The sequence below is a fragment of the Hafnia alvei genome, assembly GCF_900095695.1.
GTDB lineage: Bacteria > Pseudomonadota > Gammaproteobacteria > Enterobacterales > Enterobacteriaceae > Hafnia > Hafnia alvei_B.
Genome location: NZ_FMIQ01000076.1, coordinates 1 through 1,279, shown reverse-complemented (window position 1 = coordinate 1,279; position 1,279 = coordinate 1). Strand labels below are relative to the sequence as shown.

Here is a 1,279-nt window from a genome sequence, read left to right as displayed (position 1 = left end):
CCCTTCTCTGACTTACCTCAATACTACTTCCACTAAATTAAATTCAAAAATCTTACATGCCGCCATGACTGTCATGCATAACAGATAAGCCTATATCCAAATATTATCTATTGAACCACGCAAAAATAAGCTTGCTGCCTTTACAGATTGCGTCGTATTTTTTACTCAATAATGCGCAACAGCAACCATATCAGACGCTTTAATTTACACAGGTCGAGGATAGTGTTTAAGGCGTACAGAGAACAATTTTGGGGATATGTCATGATTGTGTTTCTAGTCATTGTCTGACTTCATATTTACGCTAGCACGCACCGCCTCACAGGGGGATAGGGTTGGTAACACAAGACCAGCAATGTCAGCCGATTTAGAATCATACAGCATACCCCACCATTACTATAACCTCTCTAGTAACGAATTACGCTTCCCTCTGACCTTGTACTAATAGCAACTCGCTTTTCCACGATTATGCTGACAGACGTCAGCAAAGGGTTCCCCCCTCTCGCTCCTTGCTGTACCGAGCGCGTTAGGAATGCCACGACATAACCAATTGTTTTTGATTGCAATAAAAAGTACCTTACACTATATTTCTCATATGCCATGTCCCCTTAGCTGAAGTCATGAGCAGGGTATCCTGAAGTCTAGGTACACTAATTTTAATTATCTTAACAACACAGTTTAGGCATACAAAATGGCCTTTAAACGCTCAGTTTCAACCTATTTTACAAACCCAAAATGCTTCACAGACTTTGATGCATTAGCAACAGGCCGTGGTGTGACGCATTCTAAATTCATCATGAATCTGATAGAGAAGGCTTTGTACAATGGCGTGAACTCACATCCACGCCCCTCATTTCTCGAGAAGGATGCGTTCGCACCTGCATTCACCAAACACACTCGCCTGATATTGACACAAAAACACTCACACTTTATTTTTGAACAGCAAGGTAAGGACAAAATCGAAGTTAAAAAACGCATCTTCGAAAGGGTAGACTTAGGAATTAGAGATGCATTAATTTATCAAATCACTACAATGAAATCCCCCCAAAATTATAAAAAAAACATAGCTATCGTGATGCTCAAACAAGGTTTGGATATTAGTTACAGTTTAAAGCAGGGTGAAAATGGGAGCTCATGGGTAACGTGTATTTTTTCTTGCGACGTAAGTTTTTTCGAGCTAACAGATGCGATATGGTATCAATGCGGTGGCCGTTATGACCTGACAAACGTGAAATATCATAAGTATGAGGACATACAAAAAAAACCTGATGCAAAGCAACAT

Annotated in this window: 1 protein-coding gene; it reads left to right on the top strand. The window is 40.1% G+C overall.

What is annotated here, in order from left to right:
• Nucleotides 1-688 precede the first annotated feature (688 nt).
• The coding region (locus BN1044_RS20825; protein ID WP_139130986.1) for a hypothetical protein at nucleotides 689-1,279 on the top strand (591 nt) is incomplete at its 3' end.